Annotated in this window: 14 protein-coding genes and 2 pseudogenes; 13 read left to right on the top strand and 3 right to left on the bottom strand. The window is 48.9% G+C overall.

Annotated elements, in window-relative coordinates:
- Positions 1–18 precede the first annotated feature (18 nt).
- The 5 genes from RCO25_RS26260 to RCO25_RS26240 all read left to right on the top strand — a co-directional run bounded on the left by RCO25_RS26260 (position 19) and on the right by RCO25_RS26240 (position 2149).
- On the top strand, positions 19–273 hold the full coding sequence (locus tag RCO25_RS26260; protein ID WP_308999037.1) for a hypothetical protein: 255 nt from the start codon (positions 19–21) through the stop codon (positions 271–273).
- Between the two features lie 3 nt (positions 274–276).
- Entirely contained in the window at positions 277–486 is a 210-nt protein-coding gene (locus RCO25_RS26255) for a hypothetical protein (protein WP_308999036.1), read from the top strand.
- Positions 487–504: 18 nt separating this feature from the next.
- A complete protein-coding gene (locus RCO25_RS26250; protein WP_308999035.1) occupies positions 505–648 on the top strand; it encodes a hypothetical protein in 144 nt (47 codons plus the stop codon).
- 68 nt (positions 649–716) lie between these two features.
- Positions 717–1847 carry a glycoside hydrolase family 88/105 protein gene (locus RCO25_RS26245; RefSeq protein ID WP_308999034.1) on the top strand — a complete coding sequence of 377 codons (1131 nt, stop codon included), beginning with the start codon at positions 717–719 and terminating at the stop codon, positions 1845–1847.
- 86 nt (positions 1848–1933) lie between these two features.
- The gene (locus tag RCO25_RS26240) at positions 1934–2149 is read left to right on the top strand and encodes a glycoside hydrolase N-terminal domain-containing protein (RefSeq protein WP_308999033.1); all 216 of its coding nucleotides are present in this window, start codon (positions 1934–1936) and stop codon (positions 2147–2149) included.
- A gap of 140 nt (positions 2150–2289) precedes the next feature.
- On the opposite strand, the gene RCO25_RS26235 is transcribed toward RCO25_RS26240, so the two are convergent.
- A complete protein-coding gene (locus tag RCO25_RS26235; protein ID WP_308999032.1) occupies positions 2290–2835 on the bottom strand; it encodes an IS4 family transposase in 546 nt (181 codons plus the stop codon).
- An 856-nt stretch (positions 2836–3691) separates the two neighbouring features.
- Here RCO25_RS26235 and RCO25_RS26230 point away from each other — a divergent pair.
- Together RCO25_RS26230 and RCO25_RS26225 are read left to right on the top strand one after the other, a co-directional pair.
- Positions 3692–5005, top strand: coding sequence for an ABC transporter substrate-binding protein (locus RCO25_RS26230; protein ID WP_308999031.1), 1314 nt, complete (start codon positions 3692–3694; stop codon positions 5003–5005).
- 43 nt (positions 5006–5048) lie between these two features.
- Entirely contained in the window at positions 5049–7313 is a 2265-nt protein-coding gene (locus RCO25_RS26225; RefSeq protein ID WP_308999030.1) for a pectate lyase family protein, read from the top strand.
- A 1294-nt stretch (positions 7314–8607) separates the two neighbouring features.
- Here the strand turns inward: RCO25_RS26225 and RCO25_RS26220 are convergent.
- Together RCO25_RS26220 and RCO25_RS26215 are read right to left on the bottom strand one after the other, a co-directional pair.
- A pseudogene (locus RCO25_RS26220) lies at positions 8608–8709 on the bottom strand (DinB family protein); the annotation flags it as partial.
- A gap of 313 nt (positions 8710–9022) precedes the next feature.
- The gene (locus tag RCO25_RS26215) at positions 9023–9508 is read right to left on the bottom strand and encodes a hypothetical protein (protein WP_308999029.1); all 486 of its coding nucleotides are present in this window, start codon (positions 9506–9508) and stop codon (positions 9023–9025) included.
- Positions 9509–9805: 297 nt separating this feature from the next.
- Here RCO25_RS26215 and RCO25_RS26210 point away from each other — a divergent pair, with 297 nt between their 5' ends.
- The 6 genes and pseudogenes from RCO25_RS26210 to RCO25_RS26185 all read left to right on the top strand — a co-directional run bounded on the left by RCO25_RS26210 (position 9806) and on the right by RCO25_RS26185 (position 17308).
- Positions 9806–10252, top strand: a complete 447-nt coding sequence (locus tag RCO25_RS26210; RefSeq protein WP_308999028.1) for a hypothetical protein — start codon at positions 9806–9808, stop codon at positions 10250–10252.
- Positions 10253–10277: 25 nt separating this feature from the next.
- A complete protein-coding gene (locus RCO25_RS26205) occupies positions 10278–10583 on the top strand; it encodes a hypothetical protein (RefSeq protein WP_308999027.1) in 306 nt (101 codons plus the stop codon).
- Between the two features lie 432 nt (positions 10584–11015).
- A complete protein-coding gene (locus tag RCO25_RS26200; protein ID WP_308999056.1) occupies positions 11016–11381 on the top strand; it encodes a DUF5060 domain-containing protein in 366 nt (121 codons plus the stop codon).
- Positions 11363–12170 (top strand): annotated as a pseudogene (locus tag RCO25_RS26195) (glycosyl hydrolase family 95 catalytic domain-containing protein); the annotation flags it as partial. The gene RCO25_RS26200 and the pseudogene RCO25_RS26195, both read left to right, overlap by 19 nt.
- A gap of 34 nt (positions 12171–12204) precedes the next feature.
- Entirely contained in the window at positions 12205–15321 is a 3117-nt protein-coding gene (locus tag RCO25_RS26190) for a glycosyl hydrolase 2 galactose-binding domain-containing protein (RefSeq protein WP_308999026.1), read from the top strand.
- Positions 15314–17308 (top strand): alpha/beta hydrolase family protein, encoded by a 1995-nt coding sequence (locus RCO25_RS26185; RefSeq protein WP_308999025.1) that lies wholly within the window; start codon positions 15314–15316, stop codon positions 17306–17308. The genes RCO25_RS26190 and RCO25_RS26185 overlap by 8 nt, the downstream gene beginning before the upstream one ends.
- Positions 17309–17341: the final 33 nt, after the last annotated feature.

Genomic DNA, 17341 nt, shown 5'->3' with positions numbered 1-17341 from the left:
TTTATTGAAACAATATTGATGCGTCATCAAATATGTGGCAGAGGGCATACAAGATCAAATGGAACTCGTTATGGTCATGATATTACTTCGACTGGCAATGAAGCCGACCGGGCAATCTGGACGACATCCAACGGCGTTGGCGGCATGCTGGCCTTCCCGAAATCGGAAATCAAGGACGAGACAGAACTCAAACGTATCCTCCAATTCGTCAACGATCTCTTGTCGGATGAAATATATGCATTGATGACGTACGGCATCGAAGGCGTACACTAAACGTTGGATGGCTCAATTGCTACATTAACCAACACGGATCTGTTCCAGCAGGATGTCCAGCCGCTGCGTGCATCGCGGCCGAAGGATCACGGGTATGAGATTCGTGAAGATAATGAACTGACGGCTAAAGCAGCTGAGTCAATTTTGGAAAATAATACATTTATCGTCCTGAATCCGATGGTCGGCCTGGAATCACCAACCTTTTCGTCGTAAGGCTCCGAGCTGCAGAAGTTGATTACTGACGCCACTTACAAATATATACTCGGTCAAATCAACCTCGATCAGTTCAAACAAGCGGTCAGCTCGTGGAGAAAAGCGGGCGGCGATCAAATGATTGCGGAGTTTGAAGAAGCCTACAAAGCTGTCAACGGATAATTTAACAACAATATGCCGCTTCGCGAACCGGAATAGGGGACGGAGCGGCTGTATGACGGAGGGGACACATGAATTCAATGCTTTGGGCTGAGAAGACAGCCCTATCAATCATGAAGCGGACGCCCAAGCTTTACGAAGACCAAGGCTACCAAGGTAGATGGTCTTATGATTACGGCGTCATCCTCAAAGGTTTCGAGCGATTGTGGACCGTTACGGGGAATCGGCGTTATCTGGCGTATATTGAATCCAATATGGACTTTTTTGTGCAAGAAGACGGCTCCGTCCGGGGCTACCGCCAGGATGAATACAACCTCGATCATCTGAACAACGGCAAGCTAATGTTCGTTCTACACAAGGAGACGGGCAAGGAGAAATATTGGCTTGCTGCGCAATTGCTGAGAGACCAGCTAAGAGGGCATCCCCGTACCTCCGAAGGCGCCTTTTGGCACAAACAGATCTATCCTTATCAGATATGGCTCGACGGTCTATATATGGGAGCGCCGTTCTATTTGCAGTATTTGCTTACTTACGAGCAAGACGGCGATCTGAGCGACGTCACCCGGCAATTCATCATTTGCGAGCGCCACGCCAAAGATCCTGAGACTGGACTGCTCTTCCATGCTTGGGACGAGAAGCGTGTTCAGCCATGGTGCGACCCTAAGACGGGATTGTCCGAGAACTTCTGGGGACGGTCGCTGGGATGGTTTGTGATGGCGCTTGCGGATGTCCTGGAGCTGCTACCGCCCGTACACAGGGACTATAATGAGCTGAAACGAATCTTAAGCGACACGTTGACAGCTTTGAGGGCGTATCAGGATCCGCAATCAGGTGTCTGGTATCAGGTGGTGGATGCAACACACAAGAAGGGGAACTACTTGGAGGCATCCTCTTCCAGTATGGTAGTCTGTGCCATTGCCAGAGGTATTCGCATCGGTTGCTTGCCAGAAAACGAGTGGCGGGACGCGCTGGATCGAGCCTATCGCGGACTGATCGAAGAGTTTATGCTGGAAACCCGCGAGGGTCTCGTCAATCTAAACAAAACCTGTCAGGTTGCCGGGCTCGGCGGTCTGTCCAAGCGCGACGGCAGCTATGCTTACTACATCAGCGAGCCTATCATTACCAATGACCAAAAAGGGCTTGGCGCATTTCTGCAAGCTTGTGCGGAATATGAGTTTCTGAATGAAATGAACAGAATATAGCGTGATTTAACAAGAAGCAAGCTTCTGCATTAGAGGGCTTGCTTCTTGTTACTTTCGGTTATGTCAAACAAAAAGGAGAACAACGCGTGAAGCTCTTATCCGAAACTTTGATGAGCTTTGAAGAACCTGCTATAGACTGGAATGAAGCGTTGCCTGTAGGGAACGGACGGCTGGGCGGCATGGTGTTCGGTTTTGTAGAGCAGGAATTGATCCAATTCAATGAGGGCTCCGTTTGGTATAGCGGACCGAGAAATCGCGTCAATCCAGATGCGCTTGAGTATTTCCTAAAGTACAAAAATTAGTGTTTGAAGGCAAGCTCAATGAAGCGCATAGACTGGCGGAAGAGGCTCTTTCCGCTACCCCGAGGGGCGAGAGATTTCGGAAGACAGCCTATCCAGAAGAAATAAGCGAGTGAATGAAACGAGCGCTAGCGATTTGCACTTTATGATGGATGATTTTGTAAGCTATGCAACCATTGGAGAAGGACAAAGGCAATTAAAGCGGCAAATAATTGGCCATATACTGCATTTTCTGTTGTACCAAATAAGGTAGGTACATTCAGATGTTGTTTAATCCATCGAAAAAACACTTCTATGCCCCAACGCGCTTTATAGATCGCTGCGATTTGTTCAGCCGATAAGTGGAGCAAATTCGTAACCACACGAATCTCATGGCCATGGTCATCTTGAAAAAACACAACACGATGTCGTTTTTCGGATCGACATTGTTTGCTGTCCAATCGGCATGTGAGGTCCCTCGTGACATTGGAGCCTTCTACGGCTTGGCGTTGCAAAGAATGTGGTCTCACCAAAGTCATGTTTTCTTTGATGCGGATCACGAAATATTGGCTTTGTTGCACATAGGTATCGAAACGCTCAATCTTCCCGTAAGCGCGGTCCTCTACCATGATAAAGTCAGGATTGGCAAGCTTTTCACCGATCGGCCCGTCATGTTTGGTAGCGACGGATTCAATGACTTTTGTAGGCATGTTGGCCGCTGACGCTTGAACAATTCATTAGGAAAGTCAGCCGCTTTCTTGGAGAAGGTGGAATAGTTGACAGTCGACAACCCGCAATCTGCTGCTTTATCTACACCGGCCCGATAACCTTCCCACTCGCCTGCCGCGGCATTCGTTAAAAATTGAAGTAAGGTAAACACATTGAATGTTCTTGCGTTGTCGTGATATCCAATGGTTTGCACGACTTTCTTCACTTCTTCTTCGGTTAGTAATGTTTGCTCTAAGTTCGTAAATGGGAAAGTCTTTTTCAAGATTTCCTGTTACTGGTTAATCAACACGCCTGAATTTATAAGTTTGATCGTATAAAATGACTTCTATTTCATCGTGAAACGAGCTTTTACCGCCAGAGGACGGCGAAAGCCGTTTACGCTTGAAAATTGCATTAGATTCCCCCATATAAAAGCGCTTTCGCCCTAAGAAAGGCAGCGAATTTGTCTTTATAATAAGAGTTGTCAACAGCATGAATCACTTCATGCTATTCATTTGAAATGGGAAAAGGGGTCCTTTTTTTTCAGCAGCATAGACAGCGCTTACAATTGAAGAAAAGAAAATTATGGCTCTCAAGCTAGCTCAGAAACACCTTGATATACGTCGGGGTCTATTCCAATGGAAGGCAGCAAGAGATCGGAACATACTTTGAGAGGAGGTGGTATGGATGCAAGTTATAGGAATATCCGAAACATTAATCCTCGTTTAGTCGTAGGGGGAATTTTTGCTACATAATTAATGTTAAGTTTTACTCAGTTCTTAACCTTGCATCAAGCTTGAATTATCTGTAAAAAAATATTTCAAACTGTGACTGCTTCACTAAGGGAGGGACATCGAAATGTTGAAAAGAAGTATGGTACTACTATTGGTTTTAATTTTTATTACAAGTTTAGTTGCAGCTTGTACAACAGGTAATACTGAAGGAAATGTTACACCGTCCAACGGTAATGAACCGTTAGAAGAACTTCAGGTACCGGAAAATGCTGAAGTCACATTTTCTACAATATTTTCTGATGAAGAATTTGAAGCAGTTATAGGAAGTTATGTAAAGAAAAAGTTCCCTAATTACACGATTAACCATATTTCGAATAGAGGACTTTCATTAGAACAACTAGTAGCCGCTCAAACGAAGTTTGATATTTATTTCGCAAGAGCAGGTGCATTTTTGAATGCATACGAACCGATGAAATTGACTTATGATATGACGGAACTAGCTAAAAAACATGGAATTAACTTGGATTCATTTGCCCCAGGGTTTATTGAATCAGCCACGTTTGATGGCAAATTATACGGCTTACCGATTTTTAACGATTCTCTTGTTTTGTTTTATAACCGGGATTTATTCGACAAATTTGGGGTTCCATATCCGAGAGATGGTATGACATGGGAGGAAACGTTGGAACTCGCCCATCAATTGGATCGGAATGAAAACGGAACCCAGTATATGGGTCTTTGGATGTCTCCGAAGCACTACTTCCGCATGAATTCCTTATCTCAGGGTTTCGTTGATCCGGAAACGAATAAGGTGACGGTAGATAACGATAATTGGAAAAAGATTCTTAATATCTTCACTGAATTGAGTAGAAATTCTGGTGTGCAGGAAATGGCTAGAGAAAATTTCCCAAGTCATGATCACTTTAGAGGAGAAAATAACGTTACAGCAATGTATGTATTTTTAACCGAATGGATTGCGGTCTCGGAACAACAAATTCCACTGAACTGGGACATGGTTTCGATGCCGGTCTTCAAAGATCTTCCAGGTAAAGGTACTCAACCTTACGCCAACTATGCCGGTATTACTTCCATTTCTGAAAATAAAGATGCGGCAATGCAAATCTTAAAATATTTAACGTCTGAAGAATACCAAATGGAAGTCTCAAGAAGAGGGAAGATATCTCCACTGAAATCACAGCAGGTTAAAGATGTTGCATTTGAAAACCATCCAGACGATGATAAAAACTTCGGTTCAGTGTATGTGAACGAAAATGCTCCGATGCGTCAATTACATCCATTAGAAGATCATATAGTTGATTTAATGAATGATAAAGTAAATGAACTTGTAACAGGGCAAAAAGATATAAATACGTTCTTAAGAGAGGTACAAGAAATGGGCCAACAAGTGATTGATCAGGAAATGGAAAAATCTAATTAAACCAAGAATTCACCAATCTTATTTTTTAAAAGGAGGGTATTTATTGAAGAAGTCACTCACCATTTCATTTCTCGTATCGGCACTCTCTCTTGCAATGATTATCATGTTTGCCACGAGCGCAGCAGCTGAAGTCAACACCGTCAAGATCGACTTCCAGACCAAAGGGTCTCAAACGGCAGAAGGTTATCTGCCCGACCGCGGGGATGAGTACGGCGACCGCGGGAATGGCTATACGTATGGATGGACCCCAGGCATTGTTGGAGCCGCCAGAGATTACAGCTTAATTGAACCGGATCTTAAACTAGCAACCTTAAACCAATTTGGTCAAGGGATTATTTGGGAAATGGCTGTTCCGAACGGTAAGTATGAAGTGACGGTCAGCATTGGCGATATTCGATATCCGGACCAAATCAAAGGAAAATTGGTACTTTTGGCTGAAGAGACCGTCATCTTCGAAAACAAACAAGTTGACGGCCGTTGGGAGCACGTAAAACCGAATGGACAAACTTATATTTCCAAAACTGTAGAAGTGGATGTGAATGATGGCAAACTGACCCTCGATCCGAAAGATACCGTCACGGAAAACATTAAGATCAACTACATTGAAATCAAGTCGCTTGACGGTCCGATTCCTATTGATCCCGTAGACCCCGGAAATGAAGAACCTCTTCCAGACATTGATATGATTCCCGTAACCATTGTTGTCTATGGAGAAGAGGCGGAGTCGGAAGTTCCGCAGGTTAGAGCGGACGGCCAAGTCATGGTACCTGTAAATATCATAGCTGAAGAACTTGGCGCTGATGTTGTTTGGAATGAGGAAAAGAATGCCGTTCTGATTAATTCCATGCCGGGCCAAGCAAAGCTCAAACAGCAGTCGATCCAGTTGATCGTGAACGGTTTGGAAATCAACCCGGAGGTTCGTCCTTTTGTTCTGGATGGTAATATGATGCTTCCTATTCGGGAAATATCCGAAGCCATGGGCCTGGATGTCACCTGGGATGAGGCAACCCTGACGCTTCATATTAGTTTAAGGCCCCATACGGAACCTTCCATGGAACTTTACGGGTGGGCCTCCGTAGAGGCTGAAGGACAGGGCGGGACGACAGGCGGCGGCGATGCCGAAGCTCAGACGGTGACAACACTAGAAGAACTGGAACAACTGGCTGGCGACGACGTCCCAAGAGTCATCGTTATTTCCGGAACAATCACATCCGGGGTTGAGCCTATCAGCATAGGCAGCAACAAGACGATAATGGGGGAGAACAAGTACTCGACCATCCGCGGCGGCATCACCATAGACGATAGCAGCAACATCATCATTCGCAACTTGAACTTCCAAGGCATCTGGCCCATTTTCGGCCCTGCCGACGCGATCGCTGTGAGAAATTCTCATCATCTTTGGTTCGATCACCTGAACATCTGGGATGCCAGTGACGGCTTATTGGACCTCACCCATGGCTCCAACTACATCACCGTTTCATGGAACAAGTTCTTTTACACCGATCCGGATAATCCTCACCGTATGGTCAGCTTGAACGGTGGAGGTGCGGAACATGAAGATACCGACACAGGCAAGAACAAGGTTACGTACCATCACAACTGGTTCGCAAACAATGTCGATCAGCGGATGCCTCGTGTCCTGTTCGGACAGGCGCACGCCTACAACAACTACTACACAGCCAGTGACAACAATTACGCCATTGGCGTAGGCGTCTTCGCGTCGATGCTCGTGGAAAACAACTACTTCAGGGACGTGAGAAATCCACACCAGTTTATGTACCCCGACCGTCGTCCGGCGTACATCACGGCTACGGGCAATATTTATGACAACACAAGCGGAAATATGGATACGGGCGCCGTTACACCAGATGGCTACGACAGCGTGGCGCCTTTTACCAATCCGCCCTACACCTACGATCTGGATGATGCCGAGGATATTCCTTTTCTTGTCACTCGGTACGCGGGTCTAACGGTCAACGAGGAAAAGGACATTACAGCGCCAGGAGCACCAGTTATTATAGCTCCGGCAGAGTCAGCGGTAATTCGCACGCGTACTCCGAGCATAAGTGGGACGGCAGAACCGAGCAGCATCGTGACAATAACATTGACAGGTACTTCATCAGGATCGAAAAAAAATTCGACAACGTTGACGGCAACGGTTGACTCGAACAGTTCATTCAGTGTCGAATCAACAAGATTGAACAACGGAACGTATACCGTCACCGCAACGGCAACCGATGCTGCAGGAAATGTAAGCGACGCTTCATTAAGTCGCTCTTTTAGAATAAAAGGGCAGTCTGACAAGTGATTCATTGGAGGGTTTGAACGAGCAACTCAACTTCCGACTTGTTCCTATTAAAGATTTAGAAATTCAAAATGAAATTGAAGAGCGAGCTCGCACGGAACAGATCGTTCGTATGGTTGCGGGGGGAGAAAGCATTAACGTTGTTGCGCGTCCGAGATGACAAGATTCTTTTTCTAGCCATTTTAAGTTTACCGATCCTAATCAATATGTTGTTTAGGTTTTTGAAATTTAAAATTTTAAAAACGTAAGAACCGCTGTCCAGTTAATTTGAGGCAGCGGTTTTTTCAATACATAAGATAAACTATGTATGGGGTACCGCCAACATTCGTCAATTATCTTAACTCGCAACAGTAAAATCCTTAATTTTCAACGGTTCATTCAATGTTGATATGTAAACAACGTATTCGTCTTGACAATGAGCCTTGCGGCATCAGATTCTAAACACGTGTGCCGATGCCCCTAGGGCACGGTTTACCTTGCAAGGTTATCCGATGCCTGCTCATTGTAAAGACACCACTTCGTTGAATACATTGTTTACAGAGTTAAGTTATCTCGTCAACAAAGTACAATTTTCGATGGTTTTCCCTACATTGCGTACTATGAATAGTATAGAATTTGCTAGTATAGATAATTGACGAAAACATACGCTAAGCATTAGTGGACATGTTTAACCTATCTCCAGCCACATTAGCGGTCATCAAAGCATGTTTTTGGGAATTTCCACGACCACTATGTTGTTTTTGCGGACTTCTCTTAGCGTACACAAACAACGGTTTTCAAGGTTTTAAAGGTTTTGAGTCCTTAGCGTACGAAATCCGCGTTTTGTTGGCGGTACCCCTACATGAGGCCGAGGACAATCATGACGATTTTTGGATCACGAAAAAGTGCTTGAGCTTATCTGTCGCTGCCGCCATTTAATCGCAGGGGGTAGTGCTATAAAAGTTAGGCCGCTCGGAGGAAAAGGTTTTTAAAATGCGTATCGACTTGGCATGGATTTTGAAGCAACATGTCATCGTGAGTGGAGTAAACGAAGGAAATACACAAACAATAGTGGAAAGTAAGAAGTGGTAAAGACTGCACTAACGGACACGCTAGCTCATGCAGGTTAGAAGATTAAAACCTCCCCTTAGAAGCAAAGATATACTTCCAAAATGTCAATGTAAATTGCTGACTCGGATGATTTCGTTCATGCAGATTCAGGAAGAAGTTCGACAACAATAAAACAGTCGCAGAGTACCGCGGTCATGCCGGTGCCCTGCGACTGTTTTGGCGTGATTCGGATAGAGAAACTTAGTTCATTGGCTTCATCGTCGGCCGAGGGACCGTAGATGCCCGGCACCGGAATATCGAGAAACCGCAAGTATACTCCGAGCTGCGCCCGGTGGTGGACCATGTGGCTCCGATCGAGTGAAAATTTCAAGTCCGGTCGTTTGCCGTGAAAGAGGTATTTGACGAAGTATAACACTGTACAAATTCCTAACCTTGCACATGTAATATTTCATAATTTGGATACAAAATATGAGCTACCGGTTCAATCCCGTACATTTTGCAAGATTTCAAGAATGCTTAGATTAGCCCAATTTAATGTTCAAACATAGTTTGGATTGTTTCAATAATTCCGCCTATAGAAATTCAATTAACCATATAGTAAGAATTCTTTCATTCAGAAGTTTTTGCGCGGTACCATTTGTATGTTTCGGATACGATGTCGATTAATGCGAACAATGCAATGATATTAATGAGCCAATCAGATACTCCGTTCCATATCGATACAACTGTGTCATATCCTTCTCCGCCGACAGACTTGTGGAAGCAATAGATACTACGGTGTGAAGCGCTAGCATTTTACCTGTTCTTTGCCGCATGATGATTTTGATGCTTTCTTTTAAGATACCAAGTGCAGCAATAATCCAAATCATCGGCAAATAGTCGCGGAAAACATCTGCATTCAAAAATGGAATTGTTATTCGTTCTTCGTCATGGAATCTCCCTATGCCAAGCAGATCAATTGGGTATACACATAGCACAGTAAACAACACAGTAAAGATGATGCCTGAAATCGCTTCACTCATTTTGATTTGCTTTTTTATATCGGGGATTTGCGGCAAATCCGACGGTTTCCACCCATTTCTGTTGATGCCAATGACGGTAGCATTCTTCTGATGGTACTTATCAATCATTGCAAATACGATTGTCACCCAGAAGAAACCGTGGGCTCTTATCGTCAAAGGGATCCGAGATAATTTGTGAAATATCTCAAAATTTCTAGAGGTTCAATGATCATATCTATCGTAAACAAGAACGTCATGTAAATGACTATTGAAATCAGTGAGATTTTGAGCGTGGTCAGATAGGGTGGGAACAGCATTGGAACAATCAAATAGGCCCAGTACCAGTATAGTGTCAGCTACGCTGGTATTACCCAGGCAAGGAAGAAACGGTGCAGTACATATGCCTGGAGTTGCTATGGGGAAAGGTACCAGGAGTTGCGCTTTGTGCTGGTCAAGTATAACGGTCAGCTGTCCATTTTGGTAAGCACCGACCGGACACTTGCAGCGACGGACATCATCCGCTTGTACGGGTATCGTTTCAAGATCGAATGTACTTTCCGGGAAATGAAGCAGGCCATCGGCGGATTCAGTTACCAGTTCTGGAGCAAGTCCATGCCGAAGCTGAAGCGCTATCTGAAGAAGGGGGAGGTCCATCCGCTGGATCGCGTCACCGATGAGAAAGAACAACACCAGATCCGGTTGACAGTCAAGGCCATCGAAGGCTACGTGATGTGCAGTTGCATCGCCATGGGCCTGCTCCAACTGATCGCTCTGCGCTACTCTTCTCGTGTTCCGAGTCTGTTCTTCCGCTACCTGAGAACACCTTCCACAGCCATCGTCTCCGAGGCCACCGTCATGGCTTATTTGCGCAAATATATGTATTACAATTAGCTTTCGGAGCCTGTGCTGGATCCGAATGAAGACGAAGGGGATCCCGCTGAACGATTCGAAGGTGCAGCAGGCATTCGCTCAGAACGTCCCGCAGCTGAAAGACAAGCATACCGCGGGCATATTCGCTTTGAAAAGCGCAATGCCGGCGCCGCGCAAGCCGGGTCTTACGTTCATCACCCCCCCGGTGCAGCAGGTATTCCAGCCGAATATTTTCGAGAAGTCCAAAGACAGCGCAACGGCGCTTCGGGTCGTCAACGAAATGATCAACAAGCAGCTAGCGGAAACAAAAGCGGCTATCGAAGCCGGCGGCGAAGGTACCCAATACCAATAATCCAAAAGCTCTGGTTGATTGATATCACCTATGTTGGTCATCCATCCGTATCGTATTTACGTAATCCCGCACAATGGGGCGCTTCCGGCGCCCTATTTCTCTATCGGAAATGACGCTGGCAGCAGGCCCAGCGAAAGCACGAATCACCTATAGAATAAGTGCCCATCACCTATTATCGGCGAATTCGAAAGCATTATAATGAAACCATCGGATCACACAACAGAATTGACAATAGCGCGCAAGATCTGCTTCTTATCGACATAAACGCGCGTCTACAACCGAAAGGGAGTGCTCATTGATTTGGCGGAATTGCTGAAACGACTTACAAATATGGAAAAATGGGGGGGTTTTTGAGCTCGGCCTAAACGGGCCGTCCGAAGGAAATCCGTATCAAGAGGTTCATCTAACCGCCCGCTTTCAGTATAAAACCGAATTGTCGAGCAGGAAGGTTTCTATGACGGAAACGGCGTTTTCCGCATCCGGTTCATGCCTGACGAAATCGGCGTCTGGCGCTATATGACGTCAAGCAGCAGTCCCGAGCTGGACGGACGTCACGGCGAGTTTATCTGTACGCAGCCATCACTTGGCAATCACGGACCGGTAAGGGTGAAGGACGGCTATCATTTCACCTATGAAGACGGCACGGCGTATATGCCTTTTGGCACCACCTGCTACCATTGGACCCATCACGGCGATGAGCGAAATGAAGAACTGACCCTGCAAACGCTGGGGTCCTCTCCTTTTAATAAGGTTCGGATCAGGAAGCCTTCCGTGCGCATTCCGTTCCGACGAATGTAAGGCTGGAGCGGTTCAAAGAAGGAAAAACGGATCCTTCGCTCGCGGCCCTGTATTTCCAGTTCGGCCGTTATCTATTGATGTCAAGCTCAAGGCCCGGCTGCAATCCAACGAATTTGCAGGGGATTTGGAATGAAAGTTATACACCCTCCTGGGAGTCTAAATATACGTTAAACGTGAATACGGAGATGAATCAGGTTCCGACGGATGAGGCGCTGTGCCGTCAATGCGAGGATGCTCGCGGCCGGCTGCCGAAGCCGCAGATCGGGAAACGAGGACATCTGCTGGAATGGTTGGAGGATTGGGACGAAGCGAAGGCGGGTCACCGTCACATCTCCCATCTGTTCGGTTTATATCCGGGCGAAATGTACGCTACCGAATTTATTCGATAATCATCCCCCGTTTCAAATTGACGGGAATTTCGGCGGGACGGCAGGCATTGCCGAAATGCTGCTGCAGTCGCACCGCGGGATTTTGAATGTACTCCCGGCGCTGCCAGATGCCTGGAAGCAAGGCAGCGTTCAAGGTCTTCGGGCGCGCGGGGGATATACCGTTGATCTCGAATGGGCGGAAGGCAAGCTTACCGGCTGCCGCATTCATGCGTCAAGAAGCAGGATATACCGGATCGTTTGTGCGCGTCCCCGCAAACCGCTTCATATTGCTGCGGACAGACTGGCGGTCGTAAGCTGTGCGGACGGACCAGTTACGGAATTCGAAGCTGTAGCGGGAAATACCTATTTCCTCGAGCCGGAAAGTAACAGCAGCGCCGTTCAAACCCTTTTGGGCAGCTGAAAATAAGAAACAACAGAAAAAGGAGGACGAGAAATTGGACCGGCATAACCAACACGACCAGTTCGCCGAAATCGCTTTCCGCGAACATCCAGCTTACGATCATTCCATTCACGAAATTCCGCCGATAGCGTATGAGACCGTTTATTTTACAGCGGGCAAGGAAATGGCGGATAAGCCGAAGGAAGCAACCTATGAAGAAAGCTTGTCCCGATTTCACGTACAGCTGCAGGAGCTTCGCAGCCGTTACGCCCCTTTTCTGCGAAACCTGGCGCCGGATTCCGGCAATATTCGCAGCAAACAACATTTGACCGATTTCATGTTCCGTTACCGGACGGAGGAAGACAAACGGTTTCAGCACGTGCTGGAAGGAAGCGGTGAGTGGGAAAAGGTATCGATTCCGGATTTCCGGGGACCGACCGATGAAGAGGGCAGATGGACCGGTTATTATCGGACCGAATTCGAATACTGGCGGAATGATTCCGGGAACCGGATCTTTATCCAATTTAAAGCCGTCGATTATAAAGCCTCCGTTTACTTGAACGGCAAATGCCTGGGCGGACATGAAGGCTTCTTCTCGCCCTTCGATTTCGATGTGACGGAGCTGCTGCAGGCGGAAAATACACTTATCGTCGAGGTGCAGAACGACTATCCGATGATGGGTGTGGGAGGCTCCCTGCTCGATGGAGACAAAATTTATGCGGCAACCGGTCCGGGCTGGGACGATCCGGAAAGCGGCTGGCACCACTGCCCTCCCGGCGCGGGTATTTACGGCGCCGTCTTTTTGGAAGAGCGGCCGCCGCTCTACATTCACGATCTATTCGTCAGGCCCGATATCGACGGGGAGAGTGTGGAGATATGGATTGATGCGGTGAATACGACGGATACGCTGATCGAAGATGCGGAGCTTCAGATCGACATCATGCCGAAAAATTTCGCCGGTGACGCATATGGCCCCTTCCGCTTCTCTACGGCGTACGCAGGACCGGGATTAAATTATTTCCGGTACCGGATCGAGCTTCCGTCCTACAAGCTGTGGGAGACGGAATCGCCCTTCCTGTACGTGGCCAGTGTCCGGCTCGAATCAGTCGGCCAGTGTCCGGACGTCCGGGATCGCCATTTCGGCATGCGGAAGTTTCATCAGGATGAGCAAACGGTGCCGAAAGGAACGCTGTATTTGAACAACCATCCGGTCATCTTGCGGGGCGCCAACGAGATGGGTCATTTGCAGCAGTGCGTCATGCAAAATAATACCGAGCAATTAATTGACGATATTCTAATCGCCAAAATGGCAAATATGAACTTTTACCGCATTACACAGCGGCCGGTTCAAGAAGAAATTTACGACTATTTCGACATGCTCGGGATGATGCATCAGTGCGATTTGCCGACGTTCGGATTTATCCGCCGCAACCAGTTTTGCGAAGCGGTCAGGCAGACAGCGGAGATGGAGAGACTGATCCGCGGCCATCCGTCCTCCATTATGGTATCGCTCATTAACGAGCCCTCGCGAACGGAGAAAAGAAGGAAAGGGCATCGCTTCCTGCACCGGGACGAGTTGGAAGCGTTCTTCGTCGCAGCCAGACAGGCGATTTATATCGAAAATCCGGACCGCGTCGTGAAGAACACAGACGGGGATTACAATCCGCCGACACGCGAGGGGCTTCCTGATTTTCACTGCTATAACATGTGGTACACGGACAATATCATGACCGTCGGAAAAATGCACAAAGGCTTCCTGCCTCCGATAAAAGAGGGGTGGAAGGCGGGATGCGGCGAATACGGGACCGAAGGGCTGGATAATCTCGATGTCATGATGAAGCGTTACCCGCCGGAATGGCTTCCGGCAGGCCTGCATGAGCCGTGGTCGCCAGCCGAAATTGTCAAAGCACAAACATACACCTTGCACGGCGATTGGTTTGCGGAGCAGCAAACGATCACAGAGTGGATCCGCGTCAGCCAACAGCATCAAAGCATGGCGACAAAATGGATGACCGATGCATGGAGAAGAAGAGCCGATTATATCGTTTCCACCGCTATCCATTTGCTGATCGACGCCTGGCCGGCCGGATGGATGAAGGCGCTTGTCGGCGTGGACCGGATACCCAAACCCGCCTATTTCGTTTATCAAGCCTGTCTGGAACCTGTGCGCGTTCATTTGCGGAGCGACAGATGGAAGGTATACGCAGGCGAACAGCTGGAGGTGGATGCCTGGCTGCTGAACGATTCGACGCAAATGCTGGAAGGATGCCACATAATAGCGACCCTGAGAGACGATATCCGCGATTACGGTCATTATGAATTGCCGACCTGCGGCGTTCCGCATACGTCATCGCAGTACGCGGGCACGATCCGGATCGACGTACCGGAGCCGACAGCAGGCAGAGGGAAGCTGCACATTGATGCATGTCTTTTGAACGAACAAGGGGAAACATTGAACAGGGAACGGTTCACATTCGAAGCGTTCGCTGCTGTCGCTTCACCAGAAGACGAGGCGGCGCCTTCAGTCTCTTGTCTCGGAGAAGAGGCAGAGCGGCTTTGCACCTGTCTCCATTTGTCCGCAGAACCGTTTGACCCCGAACGCTGGACAGCCCGCGGCGGACCGCTTGTCGTTTCCTCAAGCATGCTGTTCGAGGCCCATAAAACGCTCATATTGGAACGGGTGAAGGAAGGGGCTGCGGTTGTGCTGCTCCGGAGTAACGACGGCGAGCCGGATATTTGGGACATCGCGGGCTCGCCGGTCAGAACGTTCAAAATGAAAAGCAGATATGTTTTAGCGGTTCAATACGGCAGGCCAGAGCTGGATGGGCTGCAGGAGGATGATTTCTCCTATTTCTATGATGCGGGCAAAGACCGTATAGAAGGGATAGCCGACTGTTATCTGGAAGGTGATGGGCTTGAGGCGCAAGTTTTCAGCTATTATTACAGGCGCTCTGCAAAGGAGAAAGGAACGCTTCCCGTTGTAGCCGTTAAACGTTTCGGAAACGGCGTTCTCCGCTTTGTCGGACTGCCTCTGGACGGACGGGCAGGCTATAATCCGTCGCTGGATAAATTCTTGCACGCTTTGCTTAACCATCCCGCCCGGCACCCGGACGGCGCCGCAGTTGCGGCTGCGGTCAAGGATGGCTGCGAGGAGTTGAATCGGATTGTTTAGTAAATGGGAAAACCTGCCGATTTCCGGTTTTGATGTGAAAAGCATGCTGCCGCGATGGACGTACGAAAGAGCGATGAAAGCCTCTTTCGAAGGGGAGAGGGAACGGGAATCTATTCAGGGGATCGCTGACTTGGAACGTCGTCAAAGGGCTATCCGCGAAGGAATCGAGCGATGCATCGGCGGCATGCCCGAGAGGGAAACGCCGCTTAACCCACTCATTACCGGAACCGTCCGCGGAAACGGCTTTCGAATCGATAAGGTAATCTTCGAATCGAGACCATCCGTTTATGTGACTGCAAATGTTTATATTCCCGACGGAATTGGGGAGCCCCGGGGTGCGGTGCTGCTGCTCTGCGGCCACCGCGAGAAGGCGAAGCATTGCGATGAATACCAAACCGCCTGTCATTACTTCGTCCATTCGGGGCTTGTCGTGATGTCGGTCGATCCGACCGGACAGGGGGAGCGGTTCAACCGATATGACCCGGAATCGAAGCAGGCTGGAATGACCAGCGTGAGAGATCATGAGAATGTTGGCCGCCAATGCCTTCCGCTTGGCGACAGCCTGGCGCGCTATATGCTTCATGACGCCGTACGGGCGATCGATTATTTATGTACCCGGCCGGAGGTCGATCCGGACCGGATTGGGGTAACCGGACATTCTGGGGGAGGCATGCAGACCTCGCTTGTGATGATGTACGACCGTCGCATTGCGGCGGCCGCCCCGGGTGGTTTCATTATGAATCGGCCCTATTTTCTGCTTACCGGCAAAACACAGGACGCCGAGCAGAAATGGCCCGGCTTCTCGGCACTCGGCTTTGACCATGAAGATATCGTGCTCGCAATGGCTCCCAGGCCGGTTCTCGTGCTTGCCACGACGTATGATTCCGTTCCAATCGAAGGACCCCGGCATACGGTTGCCGTTAACCGCAGGTTCTGGAAATTGTTCGGACACGGAGAACGGATCGGGTTGGCCGTGGACGAGGACGCACACCGTTTTACCGTACCTCTGATCCGAGCGGCCGCCCGCTTTTTCTCCACCCATCTGCTGGGCGCCTCCGAAGTTCCGCCGGATGAACGGATCGAGCTGCTCCCGCCACAGCAGCTGCTATGTACCCGTAGCGGCCAGGTTATCGGGGAGCTGGAGCTTTCGAAAACCGTCTACGATGAAAATGCGCAGCGGCTTTCTCAGTTCGAGGCAGCCAGACTGACCATGCCGGAAAGCAAGCGCAGAAGCCGGTCTATCGACTGGCTGAGAGCCGCTGTACAGGCTGGCCGACAACCGGCCGACCCGAATCCGCGGTATGCGGGCGGAGGGGAGGCGGACGGGATACAGGTTAGCCGCATCGTCTGGTGGAGTCAGCGAGGGATGCTTAATCATGCTCTGCTATTCACAGGCGGACTGCAGGGTGACCGCAAACGGCCGGTAACGATCGCGATTTGGGACCGGGGGACAAACAGCCTCGAGCCGCATGCCTCATGGATAAGAGAGGTATGCGAGTCGGGCAGAACGGTGATGGTTCTCAATCCGACCGGTGTCGGGCCGCTGCTGCCGCATCTTGATGTGCCGGGCGACGATCCGTATAAGATGTTCGGGGTGCTCGACAAGCATACGGATGAGTTAATGTGGCTTGGAGACAGTATGGCCGCGGTGCGCGTCTATGATGTTCTTCGAGCGGCGGAAGTCGCAAGAGGATCCGCTTTCTTGGACGGAGAGAACATAGAGCTGCATGGTTTCGGGCGGTATGCCGTATACGCCGGATTGGCCGCACTGCTCGATCCTCAAATCAGGGGCGTCTGGATGGAACGTACTTACCACAGCATGGCGGAGTGGATCCGGAATCCGGATTATGATCCGGAGGACTCGCTCAGCTTTATCGTACCCGGCATGCTGCGGTTGTTCGATCTACCGGATATAGATCGGTGGCTTACTGAAGAGGGACGTCTAATAAGCGGGCCGACGATTCCGGACATGAACCCGCATAACTGACAACTTTAGGGAATGAAACGAAAGGAGAGTATT

Origin of the sequence: Paenibacillus sp. LHD-38 (assembly GCF_031157315.1) — a bacterium.
In the GTDB taxonomy this organism is placed as follows: Bacteria; Bacillota; Bacilli; order Paenibacillales; family Paenibacillaceae; genus Pristimantibacillus.
This window is presented reverse-complemented; position numbering and strand designations above follow the sequence as displayed.

Bases quoted from the DNA above. Each gene is read 5' to 3' on its own strand.
- RCO25_RS26230 (WP_308999031.1), top strand. From the start codon at position 3,692: ATGTTGAAAAGAAGTATGGTACTACTATTGGTTTTAATTTTTATTACA.
- RCO25_RS26260 (WP_308999037.1), top strand. From the start codon at position 19: ATGCGTCATCAAATATGTGGCAGAGGGCATACAAGATCAAATGGAACT.
- RCO25_RS26245 (WP_308999034.1), top strand. From the start codon at position 717: ATGAATTCAATGCTTTGGGCTGAGAAGACAGCCCTATCAATCATGAAG.
- RCO25_RS26235 (WP_308999032.1), bottom strand. From the start codon at position 2,835: ATGCCTACAAAAGTCATTGAATCCGTCGCTACCAAACATGACGGGCCG.
- RCO25_RS26205 (WP_308999027.1), top strand. From the start codon at position 10,278: ATGAAGACGAAGGGGATCCCGCTGAACGATTCGAAGGTGCAGCAGGCA.